General features: G+C 66.8%; 13 protein-coding genes. 10 read left to right on the top strand and 3 right to left on the bottom strand.

Annotated features, from left to right (window positions below):
- Positions 1 to 264: 264 nt before the first annotated feature.
- Positions 265 to 1,401, top strand: a complete 1,137-nt coding sequence (gene dnaJ / locus K5Q19_RS17025) for a molecular chaperone DnaJ (RefSeq protein WP_292947732.1) — start codon at positions 265 to 267, stop codon at positions 1,399 to 1,401.
- Between the two features lie 212 nt (positions 1,402 to 1,613).
- Here dnaJ and K5Q19_RS17020 read toward each other — a convergent pair whose 3' ends face one another.
- Positions 1,614 to 3,932 carry a patatin-like protein gene (locus tag K5Q19_RS17020; RefSeq protein WP_292947729.1) on the bottom strand — a complete coding sequence of 773 codons (2,319 nt, stop codon included), beginning with the start codon at positions 3,930 to 3,932 and terminating at the stop codon, positions 1,614 to 1,616.
- A 236-nt stretch (positions 3,933 to 4,168) separates the two neighbouring features.
- Here K5Q19_RS17020 and K5Q19_RS17015 point away from each other — a divergent pair, with 236 nt between their 5' ends.
- From K5Q19_RS17015 to K5Q19_RS16995, 5 genes are all read left to right on the top strand, one after another.
- Positions 4,169 to 5,554: a TIGR03013 family XrtA/PEP-CTERM system glycosyltransferase gene (locus tag K5Q19_RS17015; protein ID WP_292947726.1), complete on the top strand. Its 1,386-nt coding sequence runs from the start codon at positions 4,169 to 4,171 to the stop codon at positions 5,552 to 5,554.
- Positions 5,555 to 5,576: 22 nt separating this feature from the next.
- Positions 5,577 to 7,706, top strand: a complete 2,130-nt coding sequence (gene prsK, locus K5Q19_RS17010; protein WP_292947723.1) for an XrtA/PEP-CTERM system histidine kinase PrsK — start codon at positions 5,577 to 5,579, stop codon at positions 7,704 to 7,706.
- Positions 7,706 to 9,094, top strand: coding sequence for a PEP-CTERM-box response regulator transcription factor (prsR, locus tag K5Q19_RS17005; protein ID WP_292947735.1), 1,389 nt, complete (start codon positions 7,706 to 7,708; stop codon positions 9,092 to 9,094). Before prsK ends, prsR begins: the two co-directional genes overlap by 1 nt.
- Before the next feature lie 19 nt (positions 9,095 to 9,113).
- Entirely contained in the window at positions 9,114 to 10,664 is a 1,551-nt protein-coding gene (locus K5Q19_RS17000; protein WP_292947720.1) for a tetratricopeptide repeat protein, read from the top strand.
- A gap of 70 nt (positions 10,665 to 10,734) precedes the next feature.
- Positions 10,735 to 11,802 (top strand): CaiB/BaiF CoA-transferase family protein, encoded by a 1,068-nt coding sequence (locus K5Q19_RS16995; RefSeq protein ID WP_292947717.1) that lies wholly within the window; start codon positions 10,735 to 10,737, stop codon positions 11,800 to 11,802.
- Between the two features lies 1 nt (position 11,803).
- On the opposite strand, the gene K5Q19_RS16990 is transcribed toward K5Q19_RS16995, so the two are convergent.
- Entirely contained in the window at positions 11,804 to 12,871 is a 1,068-nt protein-coding gene (locus tag K5Q19_RS16990) for a DUF475 domain-containing protein (protein ID WP_292947714.1), read from the bottom strand.
- Positions 12,872 to 12,914: 43 nt separating this feature from the next.
- Complete coding sequence (gene panB, locus K5Q19_RS16985; RefSeq protein ID WP_292947711.1) at positions 12,915 to 13,784, bottom strand: 3-methyl-2-oxobutanoate hydroxymethyltransferase; 870 nt, start codon at positions 13,782 to 13,784, stop codon at positions 12,915 to 12,917.
- Between the two features lie 237 nt (positions 13,785 to 14,021).
- Here panB and K5Q19_RS16980 point away from each other — a divergent pair, with 237 nt between their 5' ends.
- The 4 genes from K5Q19_RS16980 to K5Q19_RS16965 form a co-directional block, all read left to right on the top strand.
- Positions 14,022 to 15,542 carry an amino acid permease gene (locus K5Q19_RS16980; RefSeq protein WP_292947708.1) on the top strand — a complete coding sequence of 507 codons (1,521 nt, stop codon included), beginning with the start codon at positions 14,022 to 14,024 and terminating at the stop codon, positions 15,540 to 15,542.
- Positions 15,543 to 15,663: 121 nt separating this feature from the next.
- A complete protein-coding gene (locus K5Q19_RS16975; protein WP_292947705.1) occupies positions 15,664 to 16,440 on the top strand; it encodes a hypothetical protein in 777 nt (258 codons plus the stop codon).
- Positions 16,340 to 17,926 carry a DUF6504 family protein gene (locus K5Q19_RS16970; protein WP_292947702.1) on the top strand — a complete coding sequence of 529 codons (1,587 nt, stop codon included), beginning with the start codon at positions 16,340 to 16,342 and terminating at the stop codon, positions 17,924 to 17,926. The genes K5Q19_RS16975 and K5Q19_RS16970 overlap by 101 nt, the downstream gene beginning before the upstream one ends.
- Positions 17,919 to 18,453: PHP domain-containing protein (locus K5Q19_RS16965; protein ID WP_292947699.1), on the top strand; the 535-nt coding region annotated here is incomplete at its 3' end. The genes K5Q19_RS16970 and K5Q19_RS16965, both read left to right, overlap by 8 nt.

Below are 18,453 nucleotides of genomic sequence, written 5' to 3'. Positions count from 1 at the left end.
CCGGCCGACATGAACGCCAAGACCCAGGCGCTCACCGAAAAGGCGATGAAGATGGGCCAGGCGATCTACGAGAAGGAGCAGGCTGCGGCCGCGGCTCCGGGCGCCGAGGCTCCGAAGGACGCCGAGGATGTCGTGGACGCCGAGTTCTCGGAAGTCGACGATACCAAGTGATGTTGCGTTAAGACGGCCCGTCGCCTGTCCTTTGGGCGCAGGCGGCGGGCCGATGTTCTTGGATGGGGACCGCCCACATCAACTGGATAATCCATGTCGGCTGAGATCGATTTCTACGAACTGCTCGAGGTGGAGCGCACCGCGGACGAGAAGGTGCTCAAGTCCGCCTATCGCAAACTGGCGATGAAGTATCACCCGGACAAGAATCCGGGCTGCCAGGATAGCGAAGCGAAGTTCAAGCAGATCAATGAGGCCTATGCCTGCCTCTCCGATCCGCAGAAGCGGGCGGCCTACGATCGCTATGGTCATGCTGCCTTCCAGCAAGGCGGCCCGGGCGGCGGTGGTGGCGGCGGTTTCGGCGGCGGCGATTTCGGCGATCTCGGGGATATCTTCGAGACGATTTTCGGCGGCGCATTCGGTGGCGGCGGCCGCCAGCAGGCCCGCCGCGGCGCGGACATGCGCTATGACATGGAAATCACGCTTGAAGACGCGTTCCACGGCAAGGCAGCCGAGATCGCGGTCGAAGTGGCGCAGAGCTGCCAGCCCTGCAGCGGCACCGGTGCGACGCCGGGCACCTCGGCGCGGCGCTGCAACCTGTGCGGCGGGCACGGCAAAGTGCGCGCGCAGCAGGGCTTCTTCATGGTCGAGCGCACGTGCCCGACCTGCCATGGCCGCGGCGAAGTGATCGAAAGCCCCTGCAAGAGCTGCCGCGGCGAGGGCCGCGTCGATGCCGAGCAGAAGCTGGAAGTCCAGATCCCGGCAGGTGTAGACAACGGCACCCGCATCCGCCTCGCTGGCAAGGGTGAGGCAGGGCCGTTCGGCGCGCCGCCGGGCAATCTCTACATCTTCCTCCACGTCAAGCGCCACCGCATGTTCGAGCGCGAAGGGACAACGCTGCTGACGCGCTGCCCGATCAGCTTCACCAAGGCGGCGCTGGGCGGCGAGATCGAGATTCCGGGCCTCGACGGGGCTCGGCACAAGATCGAGATTCCGGCCGGCATCCAGTCCGGCAAGCAGCTGCGCAAGCGCGGCGCGGGTATGCCCGTGCTGCAAGGGCGCGGCTCGGGCGATCTGGTGATCGAGATCCAGGTCGAGACGCCGACCAAGCTGTCCGCCCGCCAGCGCGAACTGCTGCGCGAGTTCCAGGCGACTGAAACGGGCGAGGAAACCCCGCAGTCCAAGGGGTTTTTTGACCGGATCAAGGATGTGTGGAACGATCTGACGGAATAATGGCGGCACGCGGAGGCGTGGAGGCAAGATGAAGATGGTTCGCGCAGAGACCGCAGAGATCGCAGAGACCTGATTGATTGTGGCGAAGGCGCATGATCATGCGCTGCGCTCATCAATTGCAATGAAAGCCTGCGGTGCTGGCTCCTGCTTTGCGATCTCTGCGGTCTCTGCGCGAACCATTTCTGCTCCGTGCCTCTGCGTGAGATGCTTCGTCACCCCCCAGCAAACATTGCGTTTACTTCCGCGATCACGCCGTCGACCATGCCCGGCTCGGCGGTCAGGCGCGGCTTTTCCTCTTCAAGGATTGCGAGGAAGACATCGCGCTTAAAGGCGCGGATCACGCCGGGCGGGAGGGGCGGTTCCGCGGTCGAGGCAATAAGGTCAACCGTGCGCTCGGCGCCGTGGAGGCGGCCCCAGAGGTAGTCGTTCTCGCGGTAGGCCCGCGCGAAGAACGCGCCGAAGTGGAAGAACTCGACACCCTTGAGGCAAGCGAAGGTGCCGCCCGTGCGGATCGACATCGCGTCTTCGGGTGAGATGCGATCGACTTTCACCGGATCGAATTCGCCCATGCCTTCGCCCTGGAGCAGCGGAAGGGTGGCGACGTCGTAGAACGGGAAGCCGAGGTAGGCGTAGAGGAAGCGGCGGCGCAGCGGCTTGCTCATCGCGGCGAGACCTTCGACGATCATCGCATCGACCACCACGTCGATGCCTGTAAGGTCACGCCGGGCAGCGATGGCGGCGAGCACTTCGGCGGGACGGGCGACCGCGCTGGCTGCGACGGCCTCGAAATCCTCGCCCAGCCCGGCGGCGGTTTCCTTCGCCTGGTAGAGGGCCTGCGCGCGGTAGACGATGTCACGTGCGGCCTCGCGCTCGGCCGGATTGACCCCCTCGGCATCGTCCCAGTCCTGCGTGAGGCGCCGCGCCAGCAGCTTCAGACGGCGGATGCGGAATCCCAGATCGTGCGCGCGGAAAAAGGCGATCGCCTCGGTCGTCGCGCCGCCCTTGGCTTGGGCAAGACGATCAAAGCCCAGCGTTGCGAGGTGCGCCCAGATTTCGGCCTCGACCGCGCCGCGTGGCGGTGCCTCGATCATGGCCTCCTCGATCACGTGCGCCAGCGAGGTGACGATTCCGGCGAGCTTGACTTGCGCATAGCCGTGAAAGGCGAAGCCGGCCTGTTCGGCAGCGGCCTGCTGCGCCTTGGCGCGCCATGCGGTGAGACGCTTCTGGGTCGGCTGGTCGAAGAAGAAGGTATAGCCGAACAGGCGTTCGACCGCCGTTTCGATCTCGCCGCGCAGGGTGTCGATGATCATGCGCAGCCGCGCCCGCTCCCGCGACTGGGTCTCGAGCGCTTCGAGGTTGTCGCGGATCGGCTGCTCGCGCGGGATAGAGGATAGCGAGCCGAAGATGGCTGTGAAGAACCCGACCGAACGCTCCATATGGTCGGGCATGGGGGTGCGGGCGGGGCTGGGGTCGATATAGACGAAGCGGCGGTCAACTTCGCGCTGCGCGGGCCGATCGCGCAGCACCGCCATCGCCGGGGCGAACGGACGGTTGACGAGCACCGCGCCATCCACCAGCGCGACTTCGGCGAGTTGCCCGCGCTTCCACCGGCTGGGCATCACGCGTTTGAGGAAGGCCTCGCGGCCCCGCCAGGCAAGCCCGCGTTCGGCGGTTAGCTGGTCCATTTCGGTGAGCATCAGCGGGGGGAAAGCGCCGGGAAAGCTTGCGGTCGAACGGGCGGCGAAGACGAGTTCGGGGCGCTCGGCAATGTCTTCGCCTGGGCCGGATGCAGCATTGCGGCGAAAGCCGATGGCGAGGCGGTGCTCGCTTTCCTCGACAATCGGCGGACTGTTGAGGCGCAGGTCCTCAAGGTGACCGTTGAAATCGGTGGCGGTGACCAGCAGGTCGAGCGGGTGGCCGGCCGGGAGAAGCGGGGCTGACATGCCGCCGGTTTCCGCCATTGCATCAAGTGCTTCGGCCAGCAGGCGCGAGAAACCGATCCCGCTGAACGGCGGGGCAAACCAGCGCGCGCGGATCAGGTGCGAGAGCTTGAGGCGCACTTCCCGCCGCGTGCTGGCCGAAGCAATCGTGCGGCTGACGACATTGCCCGGCCGCTTCAGCAGGAACCACACCAGCGGCTGCGCCCAGAACTTGGCAAAGCGGCTCCATGGCCGGGCATCGGGATCGAGCAGGACTTCGACATCTGCCCGATCGAGCCACAGCGTCGTCAGCGGCTCGAGGCTTTGTCCGCTCGACAATGCCTGGGCGAGGAACACGCCGTTGATCCCGCCGGCACTTGCGCCCGAAATGATATCGGGAAGGATCCGCAGTTTCAGGTCGCGCGTGGATTCCAGCAATTCGAGCAGCCGCCGGTAGACCGCCTCGGCGCCGGTGCCGGCAGGGGCTTCTTCGTGAAACGCGCGGCTGGCGCGCGTGGCGTACCAGATTTCCTTGGTGACGCCGTGCATATAGACCGCAAGGCTGATCCCGCCATAGCAGACCAGTGCGAGCCGCAGTTCCTTCTCCCGCATAGTCTTATCTTGGCAGCGATTGCGCCGCTTCGCCAGTGCGGTGCTTGCATAAGTCTGTGCTGTAAACCGCGCCGACATTTCATGGCCAGCCGGCACCGCATCTGTCCAGAAATCGGGCGCCGCAAAGGTTAACATGCTGAAACAGGGTGTCAGATTTACCGACGCTTTACCCCTCGCGGCCTAGAACGAGGCGAGAAGGTCCGCACCGGACCGTATAGACGGATGATTGCGGCACCATGATCCGCCTGTTCAAACTCTACATTCCGAACGCGGTGTTCCTGCTGGCACTGCTCGATTTTGTCCTGCTGCTGGCGTCGGGCGAACTCGGCTGGACGGTGAGGGCGCACCAGATCGGCATTGACGGCGGCGAGGTGGCCGATCGCTGGATGCCTTTGCTGATCTTTGCGGGCCTCGTACAGACCGCGATGATTGCGGTCGGGGTCTATGGCTCGGATGCGCTGCGCTCGATGCGCTATGCCACCGCGCGGCTGCTGGTGGCGATCAGCCTCGGCATCATCGCGCTTTCGGTCGTCTATTTCATGCTGCCGGGCCGCACCTTGTGGCGGTCCAACTTGTTCTACGCGATGTTCATCGCAATGGCGCTGCTGGTGTTCATCCGCATCCTGCTCGGCGGATTGCTGGGCACCGCCGTCTTCCGCCGGCGCGTTCTGGTGCTGGGCGCGGGCGACCGTGCGGAGCGGCTGCGCCAGCTCGGCGAACGGGTGGAGGCGGGCTTTGTCATCGTCGGCTTCATCGGCATGAGCGACAGCGCGCCGGTTATCAAGGAAGCGATCAACCGCAACGCGATCCACAATTTTGCCCGCTATGTCGAAAACCTCGGCGTCAGCGAAGTCGTGCTGGCGCTGGAGGAGCGGCGCAATGCGCTGCCACTCAAGGACCTGCTGCGGATCAAGACGACCGGCGTCCACGTCAACGATTTCTCGACGTTCCTCGAGCGCGAGACAGGCCGCGTCGATCTCGATACGCTCAACCCGAGCTGGCTGATCTTCTCCGACGGATTTTCATCGGGCCGGATGATCTCGAGCGCGATGAAACGCATTTTCGATATCTGCGCCAGCCTGCTGCTGCTCATGCTGACCGCGCCGGTGATTGCGCTCTTTGCCATTCTGGTGAAGCTCGACAGCCGTGGCCCGGCGTTCTTCCGCCAGACCCGCGTCGGGCTCTATGGGCAGAATTTCAGCCTCGTGAAGCTGCGTTCGATGCGCACCGATGCCGAGAAGGCCGGCGCTCAGTGGGCGGCCAAGGACGATCCGCGCGTGACCCGCGTGGGCCGCCTGATCCGCAAGCTGCGGATCGACGAACTGCCGCAGGCCTGGACCGTGCTCAAGGGCGAGATGAGCTTTGTCGGCCCCCGTCCGGAGCGGCCCGAATTCGTCTCCGACCTCGAGGAGAAGCTGCCCTACTATGCCGAGCGGCACATGGTGAAGCCGGGCATCACCGGCTGGGCACAGATCAACTATCCCTATGGCGCCTCGATCGAGGATTCGCGCCACAAGCTCGAATACGATCTCTACTATGCCAAGAACTACAGCCCGTTCCTTGACCTCCTGATCCTCCTCCAGACGCTGCGCGTGGTGCTCTGGAACGAGGGCGCGCGCTGAGCGGCAGAGGCGGGACGCCCTCATGCAAAGTCCGCTCGGATGGACCGGCCTCAGCCAATGGAGCTATCTCGTCGCGGCCTTCGCGGCGATGTTGCTCATCGTTTGGCTGGCGGACCGTCAGCGGCGCGGCAAGGAAAGCAGCCGGGCCCTGATCGGCGCGTTGACGCTGACGACGGCCTGGACCCTGTTGAGTTCGTCGTTCGGGCCGGATGTGGCGCTGACGCAAGTGTTCGAGCTGATGCGCAACTTGTGCTGGCTGGCGGTGGTCTACTCGCTATTTGCGCGTGACAACCGGCATACCAGCGTGGTGCAGGTGCGACCGGTGCTGGCGGTGCTTGCGATGGTCGAGCTGTTCCAGATCGTGCTGTTGGTGCTGGCGATCCGCTTTTCGGCGATCCTGCCCGCGGCTGCGATGATCTTCCAGCTTTCGGTGATGTTCCGCCTGCTGCTGACGACCGGCGCGCTGGTATTGGTGCACAATCTCTACGTCGGCGCAATCAGCGGGCAGCGCGATGCCGTGCGCTGGACCGCGCTCGCACTGGCGCTGATGTGGGGCTACGATCTCAACTTCTACACGATCGCCTATCTCGGCCAGACCATCCCGCTCGAGATGGTGGCGCTGCGCGGGCTCGTGCAGATCGGAGCGATCCTGCTCGTTTCGATCGGCGCGATGCGCGGCGGATCGGTGCTGCGCTTTTCGCCCAGCCGGTCGGTGGCGTTCCAGTCGCTCTCGCTGCTGGTGATCGGCGGTTATCTGATCCTGATGGTCGCCGCGGCCCAGTCGGTTGCCTGGCTTGGCGGCAATGTCAGCCAGCTGGCGCAACTTGGCTTTGCCTTTGCGACGACCGTGGTGATCCTTGCGCTGGTGCCGTCCGGGCGGCTGCGCGGCTGGCTCACCGTGATGCTCGCCAAGCACTTCTTCCAGCACCGCTACGACTACCGCGCCGAGTGGCTGCGCTTCACGCGCACGATCGGCCGCGGCGGGCAGGGGGCACTGCCGCTTCATGCGCGCGTGGTGCAGGCGCTTGCCGACATTACCGACAGCGCCAGCGGGCTGATGCTGATCCCCGGCGAGGGCGGCGATCTCGTGCTCGCCGCGCGTTGGCAATGGCCGACCATCGATGTACCGGCCGAGGCCATGCCGCAGGATGCCGCACGGTTCTTCGAGCGGCGCGGCTTCATTGTCGATCTCGACGAGGTGCGCGCCGGCATCGACCACGAGGGCGAGGCTGCGCTCATGCCGCAGTGGCTGGTGGAAGAGCACGGCGCATGGGCGCTTGTGCCGCTCTTGCATTTCGATCGGCTTGTCGGGCTTGTCGTGCTGGGACGCCCGCCACTGGCGCGCAAGCTCGATTGGGAAGACTTCGATCTCCTGCGCGTCGTCGGGCAGCAGCTGGCAAGCTACATCGCCGAGCACAACGGTCAGAGCGCTTTGCTCGAGGCCAGCCGGTTCGACGAGTTCAACCGCCGCATGGCCTTCGTGATGCACGACATCAAGAACCTGGCCAGCCAGCTGGCGCTGCTCGCCCGCAATGCCGAGCGCCATGCCGACAACCCGGCGTTCCGCAAGGACATGCTGGTGACGCTGACCAATTCGGCGGACAAGCTCAACGCGCTGCTGGCGCGGCTCTCGCGCTATGGTGCGGGCGGGGTGCAGCGGCTCGAGGCGGTCGACGCATCCGAAGTGATCGAGGCGGTGGCCGCGCGCTATCGCGGGGCCGGGGGCGAGTGCCCGGTCTATGTCACTCAGAGCCAGCCTTGCCTCGTGACGGCGAGCCGCGAGACGCTTGAACAGGTCCTCGCCCATCTGGTGCAGAATGCGATCGACGCCAGCCAGCCCGGCATGGCGGTGCTGCTCCAGACGCGGCTCGATGGCCTCAGCGGCGTGATCGAGGTGTCCGATACCGGCTCCGGCATGAGCGCGGACTTTGTGCGCAACCGCCTGTTCACGCCCTTCGTCTCAACCAAGGCGGGCGGCTTCGGCATCGGCGCGTTCGAGGCGCGCGAGCTGGTGCGCGCGATGAACGGCCGGCTCGAAGTGGAAAGCCGCGAGGGCCTCGGCAGCCGGTTTGCCGTGCGCCTGCCGCTGGTGGTGGCAACCGAACTCGAAACACATCCTGACAACACGTCAGACGACAAGAAGGTGGCATGATGATTCAGGACCGGCCTCCGAGCGTTGTCAAAGCGCTCCCCAAGCTGCTCATCGTCGAGGACGATCCGGGTCTGCAGGCGCAGCTCAAATGGGCCTACGAGGACTTCGAGGTGCTGATCGCGGGCGACCGCCAGACCGCGCTTGCGCTGCTGCGCTCGGAAGAGCCCTCGGTGGTCACGCTCGACCTTGGCCTGCCGCCAGATCCGGACGGGACGAGCGAGGGTTTTGCCGTGCTCGATGCGATCATGGCGCTCAAGCCCGATACCAAGGTGATCGTCGCCAGCGGGCACGGCGCGCGGGAAAGCGCGCTGCGGGCGATCAGCCAGGGCGCCTATGATTTCTATGCCAAGCCTGTCGATATCGACGCGCTCGGCCTCATCGTGCGGCGTGCCTTGCACCTCCACAAGATCGAGGCGGAAAACCGCCAGCTCGCCGAGCGCGCGCCCGAGGACAACAAGGTGCTCGGCCGCATGATCACCGGCGCGCCGGAGATGGTGAAGGTTGCGCGCACGATCGAGCGCGTGGCGGGGACCAATGTCTCTGTCATGCTGCTGGGCGCGAGCGGCACGGGCAAGGAGCTGCTCGCCCGCGGCCTGCATGATGCAAGCCCGCGGCGGCACGGCGCGTTCGTTGCGATCAACTGCGCGGCGATCCCGGAGAACCTGCTTGAGAGCGAGCTGTTCGGCCACGAGAAGGGCGCCTTCACCGGCGCGGTCAAGACCACCGAAGGCAAGATCGAGCAGGCCAGCGGCGGCACCTTGTTCCTCGACGAAGTGGGCGACATTCCTTTCCCGCTGCAGGTCAAGCTGCTGCGCTTCCTGCAGGAGCGCACGATCGAGCGCATCGGCGGGCGGCGCTCGATCGAGGTCGATACGCGCATCGTCTGCGCGACGCACCAGAACCTCGAGGCGATGATCACCGACGGGCGCTTCCGCGAGGACTTGTTCTACCGTCTTGCCGAGATCGTCATCCGCATCCCGAGCCTGGCCGAACGGCCGGGTGATGCGGCGCTGCTGGCCAAGGCTTTCCTCACGCGCTTTGCGGCCGAGATGAACCCTTCGGTCAAGGGTTTTGCGCCGGATGCGCTGGGGGCCATTGATGCGTGGACCTGGCCCGGCAACGTGCGCGAGCTCGAAAACCGGGTGAAGCGCGCGGTGATCATGGCTGATGGCAAGCTCGTTTCCGCAAGCGATCTCGACCTTGCCGAACCGGGCGAGGACGAGGCCAATCCGCTCAACCTCAAGTCAGCGCGCGAGGCGACCGATCGCAAGATGATCCGCCACGCGCTCGCGCGCAGCGAAGGGAACATCTCCAACACGGCGCGCCTGCTGGGGATCAGCCGGCCCACGCTTTATGATCTCCTCAAGCAATACGACCTCCAGCATTAAGCGGACGTTTGGCCTTGCCTTGGGGGCGCTGCTGCTGGCGGGGCCGGCGGCGGGCGCCTCGCAGCTCGACGATTTGCGTGCCAAAGCGCAGGCGACGATCGAGCGGCGCGATCCTGTCTCGGCAGAAGTCATGCTGCGCGCGGCCATCAAGGCCGGCGCGAGCGAGGACGAACTGCGCGCGCATCTGGGCGAGGCATTGCTGGCCGAAGGCGACCGCAGCGAGGCGCGCAAGGTGCTTGAAGGCGGGAGCTTCGCCCCCGGAACCGAGGCGCTGGGCTGGCGCGTGCGCGGCCAGATCGCGCTGGCGCAGGGCGATCTGCGCGGCGCCGCGAACGCCTTCGATGCGGCGCTCAGGGCCAATCCGCGCGATTCCGATCTGTGGGTTGCGATTGCCGCATTGCGCTTCTCGGGCGGGGAGCAGTTGCAATCGATCGAGGCGGCAGACCGCGCCGTCGTGCTCGATCCGAAGAACGCCCGCGCGCTGGCCTTCCGCGGTCTGCTGATCCGCGAACAGTTCGGGCTTGCCGCCGCGCTGCCGTGGTTCGAAGCGGGGCTCAAGGCGCGGCCCGATGATCCTGCGCTGCTGGGCGAATATGCCGCCACGCTGGGCGACATGGGCCAGTATCGCGCTATGCTGATCGTGTGCCGCAAGCTGGCGCAAGTCGATCCCAAAAACCCGCGCCCTGCGTTCCTGCAGGCCGTACTCGCCGCGCGGGCAGGGGAGACCGATCTCGCCCGCACGATCCTCGGGCGGACCGGCAATGCCTTTCGCGACATGCCCGCTGCGATCCTGCTGACCGGCGTGCTCGAATACCGCGCCGGCAACATCAACGTCGCGGTCGAGCAGTTCGACCGGCTGGTGCGCCTGCAGCCTGACAACCTCGAGGCGCGGCAGATGCTGATGCGCGCGATGTCCCGGCAGGGCAGCGACCAGCCGCTGCTCGATCGCTTCGACAAGGATGCCGCGCAGGCGATCGCGCCGCCCTACACGCTGCGGCTGGTCGGGACGAGCTGGCAGCGGCTGGGCAACAAGGCCCGCGCCGAAGCGCTGTTCGCACGCGCGGCGCGTCCTGCGGCGCACGGCCCGGTGCCGCTGCCGACCGATTTTGCCGCGTCCGTCCTCGCCGGTGCCTATGCCGATGCGCCCAACCAGGCGCAGACGGCGGTCCCCTTTATTCGTGCGCTGCTGAAGGAAGGGCGCAATGATGAGGCTCAGGCCGCGGCCGACCGCCTGCGCGACGCCAATCCGGGTGCCGCAGAGGCGCATCTCCTTGCCGGCGACGTTCGCACCATGCGCGGCGATGCCAAAGGCGCGCTGGCGGACTATCAGAACGGCGCATCGATCCGCTTCAACGAACCTGTGCTGCGGCGCATGGACGCGGCGTTGCGGGCGCTCGGCCGCACGCGCGATGCCGATTCCATGACCTCGCGCTATCTTGCCCAGAATCCCCAAAGCCTGCTCGCCATGAAGCTCCTCGCCGCCGCCTGGGCCGGCGAGCCCCGCCGCGATGCCTATCTGGCGGTTTCACGGGCACTGGCTGCGCGCGGTCAGCCCGAACCGGTGCAATAAGTCTCGACAGCGGGGCAATCGCGCGGCAAACCTCGTTTCAATCGATCGGTTAAAACAAACGGGGTGAGTGATGGCTGGTGCGCTGGACGGTTTGACGGTTCTCGAGTTCGCAGGGATCGGACCCGGCCCCTTCGCCTGCATGATGCTCGCCGATCACGGCGCCACGGTTGTCCGCATCGACCGACCGGGCAAACCGGGACGCGCGGGCGATGCCGGCAACCGCGATATCCTCAACCGCAACCGCGTGCGGATCGAACTCGATCTCAAGGATCCCGCCTCGATCGCGCGCATCCGCGAACTGGTGAGGACTGCCGATGCTATCATCGAAGGCTATCGCCCCGGTGTGATGGAGCGGCTTGGGCTGGGGCCCGATGTGTTGCTCGCCGACAACCCGCGCCTTGTCTATGGGCGCATGACCGGCTGGGGGCAGGATGGCCCGATGGCGCCACTTGCAGGGCATGACATCAACTATATCGCGCTCGCCGGCGCGCTCCATACGTATGGACAGGCGGGCGGAAAGCCCCAGTTCCCGGTCAACGCGGTGGGCGATTTCGGCGGCGGCGGCATGGTCATGGCCTTCGGCGTGCTGGCCGGCGTGCTGTCGGCACAGCGCACCGGCAAGGGGCAGGTGATCGATTGCGCTATGGTCGATGGCGCGGCGATCCTTTCGGCAATGACCTGGACCTTCTTCGGCAATGGCCAGTGGAAGGACGAGCGCGGGGTCAACCTGCTCGACGGCGGCGCGCATTTTTATGACACCTACCAGACCAGCGACGGCAAGTGGATCGCGCTCGGCTCGATCGAGCCGCAGTTCTATGCGCTGCTGATGGAGAAGAGCGGCCTTGGCGCCGATCCCGCCTTTGCCGCCCAGCATGACCAGTCGCAGTGGCCGGCGCTCAAGGCCAAGGTAGGCGCGATGATCGCAACGAAGACCCGCGCTGAATGGGAAGCGATCATGGATGGCACGGATATCTGCTTCGCGCCCGTCCTCAGCCTCAAGGAAGCACCGCACCACCCGCACAACGCGGCGCGCGGCACTTTCGTGGAAGATGGCGGGATGACGATGCCCGCACCCGCGCCGCGCTTCCTCGGCACGCCCGCGCCTGCGCCGAAGCTGGCGTCTAAGCCGCTCGACTAGTTCACTCCGCCCGCAGCGCGGCTTCGATCTCGCCATCGGGGAGCGCGCGGTTGTGGCGCACCGACCACCACAGCGAGAGCCCGATCAGCACCGCGCCGATCAGGCCCGTCACCGTCTCCGGGATCTCCACGTAGGCCGAGATCAGCATGATCGCGGCGAGTGCGATGATCGCCCAGAAAGCGCCGTGTTCGAGGTAACGATACTCCGCCAGTGTCCCCTGCTTGACCAGCAGCAGTGTCAGCGAGCGCACGAACATCGCGCCGATGGAAAGGCCGAGCGCGATGACCACCATGTTGTTGGAAAGCGCAAAGGCGCCGATCACCCCGTCGAAACTGAACGAGGCATCGAGCACGTTGAGATAGAGAAAGCCCGCAAGGCCCGAGCGAACCACCATTCCCGCCGCTTTCTGCGCTTCCTCGCGCATCTCGAGCAGGGTGCCGATGGCTTCGACTGCAATGAACGTGACGATGCCAAGCGCGCCCGCGCCGAGGAACGTCAGCGCTTCTTCTGCCGGTAGCAGGAGCGAAATGCCGTAGAGCGCGCAAAGCAGGATCGCGATTTCAGCTGCCTTGATATCGGCAAACCGGGCAAGCCGGGTCTCGATCCAGGTGATCCAGTGGACGTCCTTCTCGCCATCGAAGAAGAACGAGAGGCCGACCATCGCAAGGAACGCGCCGCCAAAGCCCGCAATGCCGACATGCGCGCTCGAGACGATCGCTTCATAACGCGCGGGTTCGGTCAGCGAGATGCGTGTTGCTTCGATCGGCCCCATGCCCGAGGCAATTGCCACGATCGCGACGGGAAACACGATGCGCATGCCGAAAACCGCGATCACCATGCCCCAGGTGAGGAAGCGGCGCTGCCACACCGGGTCCATCTCGCCCAGCACCACCGCATTGACCACGGCGTTGTCGAACGAGAGCGATATTTCGAGCACCGAAAGCATCACCACGATCCAGAGCATCGCGAGCGTCACAGGCACGGATGCGGTCTGGAACCAGCCATAAGCGGCCGCCAGGGCGAGACAGACAAGCGTGAAGGCGATCGAGCCGCCGAAGTTCTTGAGCAAGTGTGGGTCCCGTCATGGCCGCAGAATAGCGGCGCTGCGCCTCTTACTTCGGCTGATACGTCTGTTCCACCCCCGGAAAGGTGCGAGCGCGCACTTCGGCGGCATAAGCTGCGGCGGCGGCGGAAATCGTCTCGGCGAGGTGTTCGTAGATCTTCACAAAGCGCGGAGTGCGCTCGAACATGCCGAGCATGTCATCGGTCACCAGCACTTGCCCATCGCACTGCGCCGAAGCGCCGATGCCGATAGTGGGGCAGGGGACGGCTTTGGTGATTGCAACCGCCAGCGGCTCGACCACGCCTTCGACGACGATGGCAAAGGCCCCGGCTTCGGCAATCGCGCGCGCATCGCCGACGATCTTCTCCGCTTCCGCCGCGCTGCGCCCGCGCGCGTTGTAGCCGCCCAGCACATTGACCGCCTGCGGGGTGAGACCGACGTGGCCCATCACCGGAATACCGCGCGCGACGAGAAAGGCGACGGTTTCCGCCATCGCGACCCCGCCCTCAAGCTTCACTGCATCGCAGCCCGTCTCCTTGAGCAGGCGCGAGGCGCTCTCGAACGCTTGCTCGGGCGAGCGCTCGTAGGCACCGAAAGGCATATCGACCACGACGGCCGCGTGATAGGAGCCGCGCACCACCGCGGCGCCATGCGCGCACATCATGTCGAGCGTGACGGGAACGCTGGATGGGAGGCCATAGATCACCTGGCCGAGCGAATCCCCCACGAGCAGCAGATCGCAATGCGCATCGAGCAGCTGCGCCTGGCGCGCGGTGTAAGCCGTCAACATGACCACCGGCTGCTCGGTCACCCCGTCCACCTTGCGCTGGCGGATGCCGGGAATGTTGAGCCGCTTCATCGGCGCCGGGGTCGGGTGGGCGCGGCTGGTTGCGGTGTCGAGGACGTAGGTCGTGGACATTGGCGAGGTTCCCTGCCTTTGGACCCGCGCTTTTAGAGCAATGCCGCAAAGCCGCAAGGCTCGGCCCGTTTCGGTGCAACCGTGTGCTGCCTCGGCGCACGGGGCTGGGGAAAAAGCGCTTTGCGGCAGCGGTCTGCAGCGCTAGCACTTGTGTCAGCAAACCTGGTGCCATGGGCCGCGTCCGCACAGAGGGTGTAACGGACGCAACCGGCTTCTGGACCAAGGCGGGAGAAATCAATGTTCGGTCGCGTCAAACCACTCGACGCCATTCTTGCAACTGCCGAGAAGAAATCGCTGCATCGTTCGCTCGGCGCGTTCCAGTTGACCATGCTCGGCGTCGGCGCCGTCATCGGCACCGGCATCTTCGTGCTGACCGCGGAGGCAGCGCAGAAGGCCGGCCCCGGCATGATGGTCAGCTTCATCATCGCGGGCTTCGTCTGTGCGGTGGCGGCGCTGTGCTATGCGGAAATGGCCGCGATGGTGCCGGTCTCGGGCTCGGCCTACACCTACAGCTATGCGGTGATGGGCGAGCTTGTCGCGTGGATGGTCGGCTGGGCGCTGATCCTTGAATATGCCATCGCGGCCGGTGCGGTCTCGGTCGGCTGGTCGGGCTACATGGTGGGCTGGCTCAACACGAGTTTCCATCTCGACATACCGCTGACGCTGGTGCGCGGGCCATTCGATGGCGGCGTGATCAACCTGCCCGCCATGGCGATCGCGGGCCTCATCACCTGGCTCCTCGTGCTCGGCACCAAGGAAAGCGCTACGGTCAACGCCGTACTGGTCGCGATCAAGATCACCGCGCTTTCGCTGTTCGTCGCGCTCACCCTGCCGGTGATCCAGACTGGCGAGTTCGTGCCTTTCGCCCCCAACGGCTTTGCCGGCATTTCGGGCGCGGCGGCGTCGATCTTCTTTGCCTATGTCGGCTTCGACGCGGTTTCGACCGCAGCGGAGGAGACCAAGAACCCGCAGCGCAACATGCCGATCGGCCTTATCGGCAGTCTAGGCATCTGCACCGTGTTCTACATGCTGGTCGCCGCTGGCGTGATCGGCACGGTCGGCGCGCAGCCGATGGCCGGCCCTAACGGCGAGATCCTCTCGCCCGGCACGCCCGCGCTCTCGGCCGCCTGCGCCGCGATCCAGGACAACGCCGTCGTCTGCTCGAAGGAAGCGTTGGCCTGGACGCTGCGCGTTGTCGGCTATCCCTTCGTCGGCTGGGTGGTCGGCGCCGCTGCCATTCTCGCGCTGCCCTCGGTCATCCTGATGATGATGTTCGGCCAGACCCGCATCTTCTTCGTGATGAGCCGCGACGGGCTGCTGCCGGAGTTCTTCTCGAAGATCCACCCGCGCTTCCGCACCCCGCACGTAATCACGATCATGACCGGCATGTTCGTTTCGATCTTTGCCGCGTTCTTCCCGGTCGGTCTGTTGGCCGACGTGTCGAACTCCGGCACGCTGTTCGCTTTCGCGGCGGTGTCGGTCGCGGTGATCGTGCTGCGGCGGACCGAGCCCACGCGGCACCGCCCGTTCCGCACTCCGGCGGTGAACATTGTCGCGCCGATCTCGATCGCGGGCTGCATCTACCTGTTCTGCAGCCTCTCGGCGGTGACGATCCAGCTGTTCTTCGGCTGGGCTGTCGCGGGTCTCGTGGTCTACTACACCTACAGTCGCAACCGCAGCCACGTCGGCCGCGGCACGGTCGAAGTGCATGAGACGGACGCGGATATTCCGCCGCAGTCGGTGCCGCCGATCAGCTGATCGCCGCATCAGGACACACCATGAGGGCCGCTTCCCCACCGGGAGGCGGCCCTTTTGCATGGAAGGGCAAGGCGTGCGGGGAGGTGCTTGCATGGCAGGAGAATAAGAACATAATAAGAACATGAGCCGAATCGAAGCCTCGCCCCAAGTTCATGTCCTTTCCCCGCCGCTGGCTGCCGGTTTGCGCCGCGGTTCTGTCTCCCGCGTGCTTTCCGGCGCCAAATCGGCGCGATGGCGTCCGGGGATCGCCACCGGCTGCCGCCATGCCGAAGTCTTCGCGCCTGCCGGGGAGGCAAGCGGTGCGGCGCTCGCGCTCGCTCTGGCGCGCGATGCCCTTGGTATCGATGCGCAGGACCAGCGCCCCTGGCTCTGGGTGCAGGACAAGGCGGCGCTCAGGCTTTCGGGCCGGCCCTATCGCCCCGGGCTCCCGCCACATCTGCGCCACCGCCTGATCCACGTTGCCGCCACAACGCCCGAGGACGCGCTCTTCGCGCTGGAAGAGGGGCTGCGCTGCCGCGACCTTGCCTTCGTAATCGGGGAGATCGCGGGCAATCCCCGCGCGCTCGATTTCACCGCCTCGCGGCGCCTCAGCCTCGCGGCGGAAAAGCACGGCACCGCGCTGTGGCTGGTGCGGCTGGACGCGCGCACCGATCTCGGCTCGGCGCGGATGCGCTGGCGCGTCACTGCCGCCGCCTCGCCCCCGCCGCGCTGGAACCCGCAGGCGCCCGGCCGGCCCGCATGGCAGGCCGAGCTGTTCCGCGCCCACACCTTTCAACCCGGACACTGGACCTTGCGCGATGACGACACCGCTCTCGCCGCCGAGCCCGCCGGTTCCCGCGCGCCGGATCATGGCGATCTGGTGCGCGGACCTGGCGCTCGATCGCTGGCGGCTGGCTGAAGGCTGCGCGGCGGGGGAGGGCAGTGACGCCGAACCGCTCGCGCTGATCGCCGAAACGGCGCACGGGCCCCGGATCGCTGCTGCCAATCCTGCCGCCACCGCCGAGGGCGTGCGCACGGGCGCGATGCTGGCGGATGCGCGCGCGCTCTGTCCTGCGCTCGCCGTGCGCCCGGCTGATCCGGCGGGCGATCTCGCCTTTCTCGAGAGCCTTGCGCTCTGGGCACAGCGCTGGGGGCCCTGGTCTGCGCTCGATCCGCCCGATGGCCTGATCGTCGATACCACCGGCGCCGCGCATCTGTTCGGCGGGGAGGCCATGCTGCTGGCCGATGCGCACGCGCAGCTCGCCCGCCGCGGCCTTGTCGCGCGCGCGGCGATCGCGCCGACGGCGGGTGCGGCCTGGGCGCTGGCGCATTTCGGACCCGAGGGCGCGATCCTTGAGGCGGGGGACGACCTGATGGACCGCCTTGCCGCGCTCCCGGTTGCGGCCTTGCGGCTCGATGACGATGTGCTGCTGCTCCTGCGCCGCCTTGGCCTCAAACGGCTGGGCGATCTTGCCGGCATCGGGCGCGAGGCGCTGGCGCGGCGCTTCCGCAACCGCCGCTCGCCCGGCGCGAACCCGCTGGTGCGGCTCGACCAGCTCATCGGCCACGTGCCCGAACCGCTGCTGCCGGTGATCGCCGCCGAGCAGCCGATGGTGCAGCGCCGCCTGATGGAACCCATCCGCCACCGCCCGCTGCTCGACCGCGTGCTAGCCGATCTTGCCGAAGACATGGCGCGCGCGCTCGAAGGGCGCGGGGAGGGCGCGCGCCGGCTCGAGATGGCGGCGTGGAAGGTCGATGGCGATGTCCTCGTGCGGAGGCTCGAGATGGCGGCGGCCACGCGCGATCCCGCGCATGTCTGCCGCCTGTTCGCGGCGCGGCTCGATGATCTCGATGCGGGCTTCGGGATCGAGCTTGTCCGGCTCAGTGCGCCGTGGACCGAGCCGCTGGCGCTCGCGCAGGCCGAACTCGATGCCGCTGCCGAGCGCCACGGCACCAGCCTTGCCGCCTGCATCGACCGGCTGACCGTACGGCTGGGCGAGGGGGCCGTGCGCCGCCCGGTGCCACGCGCCAGCCATCTGCCCGAACGCGCGCAGCGCTGGGCTCCGCCGCTGGCGCTCATGCCGGGCCTTCAGGAAGACTTTGCCTTCCACGAACGGCCCCTGAAACTGCTCGACCGGCCCGAACCCATCGCGGTGATCTATGAAGCGCCCGACGGTCTCCCGCGCCTGTTCCGCTGGCGCGGCGGCGTTCATGAAATCGCGCGTGCCGAAGGGCCGGAACGCATCGCCCCCGAATGGTGGCGCGAGCGCTCCACGGTTCGGCTGCGCGATTACTACCGCATCGAGGACAGCACCGGCCGTCGCTACTGGATCTACCGCCATGGCCTTGCCGGCGATGGCCGCGGCGGTGCGCCCGAATGGTTCCTGCAGGGGCTCTGTGCCTGATACGCCGCTCACCCCGGCCCGGCGCCATGTCGCGCCTGATGACGCCTTAGTCGCGCCCGCACGTGCGCCTTTCGTCGAGTTGGGCCTCGTCACCTGCTTCTCGTTCCTGAGGGGCGCGTCCGATCCGGTCGATCTCGTGCTCGCCGCGCACCGCCTCGGCTACGATGCCATGGGGGTGGCGGACGCCAATTCAATGGCCGGCGTGGTGCGCGTCCACGGCGAGGCCAGGGCGCTGGGCGTGCGCCCTGTGATCGGCTGCCGGATCGAGACCACCGAGGGCCTCGCCTTCCTCGCCTATCCCACAGACCGCGCGGCTTATGGCCGCCTCTGCCGGCTGATCTCGGCAGGCCGCATGGTGCGGCTCGATGGGGAATGGCAGGCCAAGGGCGTTTGCGAGATCGATCTCGCGCTGCTGGCGGCGCATGCCGAAGGCATCCACCTCGCCCTCCTGCCTCCGCGCGATCTGGGTGAAACCTTCACGATCGAAGCGGAGAGCAACGTCATCCCCCTCCCGCTTGCGGGAGGGG

The organism is Novosphingobium sp., assembly GCF_019748365.1.
Lineage (GTDB): Bacteria > Pseudomonadota > Alphaproteobacteria > Sphingomonadales > Sphingomonadaceae > Novosphingobium.
The sequence above is the reverse complement of the archived record's forward strand: the minus strand, read 5'-3'. Positions and strand labels throughout refer to the sequence as shown.

What these genes read in the sequence shown, in the direction of transcription:
- K5Q19_RS16995 (WP_292947717.1), top strand. Translation starts at nt 10,735, where the DNA reads ATGGCTGGTGCGCTGGACGGTTTGACGGTTCTCGAGTTCGCAGGGATC.
- K5Q19_RS16970 (WP_292947702.1), top strand. Translation starts at nt 16,340, where the DNA reads ATGACGACACCGCTCTCGCCGCCGAGCCCGCCGGTTCCCGCGCGCCGG.
- K5Q19_RS16975 (WP_292947705.1), top strand. Translation starts at nt 15,664, where the DNA reads ATGAGCCGAATCGAAGCCTCGCCCCAAGTTCATGTCCTTTCCCCGCCG.
- panB (WP_292947711.1), bottom strand. Translation starts at nt 13,784, where the DNA reads ATGTCCACGACCTACGTCCTCGACACCGCAACCAGCCGCGCCCACCCG.
- prsR (WP_292947735.1), top strand. Translation starts at nt 7,706, where the DNA reads ATGATTCAGGACCGGCCTCCGAGCGTTGTCAAAGCGCTCCCCAAGCTG.
- prsK (WP_292947723.1), top strand. Translation starts at nt 5,577, where the DNA reads ATGCAAAGTCCGCTCGGATGGACCGGCCTCAGCCAATGGAGCTATCTC.
- dnaJ (WP_292947732.1), top strand. Translation starts at nt 265, where the DNA reads ATGTCGGCTGAGATCGATTTCTACGAACTGCTCGAGGTGGAGCGCACC.
- K5Q19_RS17020 (WP_292947729.1), bottom strand. Translation starts at nt 3,932, where the DNA reads ATGCGGGAGAAGGAACTGCGGCTCGCACTGGTCTGCTATGGCGGGATC.
- K5Q19_RS17015 (WP_292947726.1), top strand. Translation starts at nt 4,169, where the DNA reads ATGATCCGCCTGTTCAAACTCTACATTCCGAACGCGGTGTTCCTGCTG.
- K5Q19_RS16980 (WP_292947708.1), top strand. Translation starts at nt 14,022, where the DNA reads ATGTTCGGTCGCGTCAAACCACTCGACGCCATTCTTGCAACTGCCGAG.